The organism is Neoroseomonas oryzicola (genome assembly GCF_012163135.1).
Taxonomy (GTDB): domain Bacteria; phylum Pseudomonadota; class Alphaproteobacteria; order Acetobacterales; family Acetobacteraceae; genus Neoroseomonas; species Neoroseomonas oryzicola.
On record NZ_JAAVUP010000036.1, the window covers coordinates 1 to 1,170 of the forward strand.

Consider the following 1,170-nt stretch of genomic DNA (forward strand, 5'->3'; position numbering starts at 1 on the left):
TATCGGCGACTGATGTGATCGTCATCGAGGACGAACCGGTGACCGCCATGGACATCCGGCGCGTGGTCGAGTCCTGCGGCCACCGCGTGGTCGGCGTGGCGTCGAGCGAGGCGGAGGCCTTCGATCTGGCCGCGCGGTACCGTCCCGGCCTCATCCTGGCCGACGTGAACCTCGGGCATGGCGGCGACGGCATCGCCGCCATCGCGCGAATCGAACGGACGATGACGGTGCCGGTCATCTTCGTGACCGCCTATCCCGAGCGCCTGCTGATGTCGGAAGGGATCGAGCCCGCCTTCCTCGTCACCAAGCCCTTCGACCCGATGGCGCTCGCCGTGGCGACCTACCAGGCCACCACGGCAGGCCGCCCGCCGATCGGATAAGGCGGCCGCGCGAGGCAACCGGATGGGGTCGGGCGCGTTATTGCTGCATCGCCATACCGGCGAGGCCATCGGCACGAGGAGACAGCGATGAACTGGGACCAGATCGCCGGCAACTGGAAGCAGATGAACGGGAAGGTTCGCGAGCAGTGGGGCAAGCTGACCGACGATGACCTGACCGTGGTCGAGGGCAAGCGCGACCAGCTCATCGGCCGCATCCAGGAGCGCTACGGCGTTGCGAAGGAGCACGCCGAGAAGCAGGTGCAGGCCTGGGAGAAGACCCTCTCCTCCTGACCAAGCCAAGCGAATGACCACGCCGCCGGGGAAAGCCCCGGCGGGGCCGGTAGCCGGTCGTGGCCAGGCGCGTCTGATCCCTGGCGGCACTCGTGGAGAGCGCCATGCTCTACTGGACCCTCGTCTTCCTTCTCGTCGCCGTCGTGGCAGGCGTGCTGGGCTTCGGCGGGATCTCCTCGGCGGCGAGCGGCATCGCGAAGATCCTGTTCGTCGTCTTCCTCATCCTCTTCATCGTCTCATTGGTTGCCGGTCGCGGCTGGGCGGGCTGAACCCGCCTCCGCGTGAACCGGCCGCGCCGGCCCCGCTTGCGCCCCCCCCCCGGCGCGGCCGGCGCGACTCCTTCGGCCATCGCGGCGCAGCGCCGTCACGTCTTGGCGATGACCGCGGTTTGGCACGAAGGCGAAGGCAACTCGCGGCTCCGCCACGCGTTGTTGTCATGAGCATTCCGCGGTCGCGCAGTGCTTCTAAACCCCCACAAGGAAACGGCCATGACGTCCCC

The 1,170-nt window shown here is 68.5% G+C and carries 3 protein-coding genes; all 3 read left to right on the forward strand.

What is annotated here, in order from left to right; genetic code table 11:
* Nucleotides 1-380: response regulator (locus tag GWK15_RS25525; RefSeq protein ID WP_168044424.1), on the forward strand; the 380-nt coding region annotated here is incomplete at its 5' end.
* Between the two features lie 87 nt (nt 381-467).
* On the forward strand, nt 468-671 hold the full coding sequence (locus tag GWK15_RS25530) for a CsbD family protein (protein WP_168044426.1): 204 nt from the start codon (nt 468-470) through the stop codon (nt 669-671).
* A 104-nt stretch (nt 672-775) separates the two neighbouring features.
* Complete coding sequence (locus tag GWK15_RS25535) at nt 776-940, forward strand: DUF1328 domain-containing protein (RefSeq protein ID WP_168044428.1); 165 nt, start codon at nt 776-778, stop codon at nt 938-940.
* Nucleotides 941-1,170 lie beyond the last annotated feature (230 nt).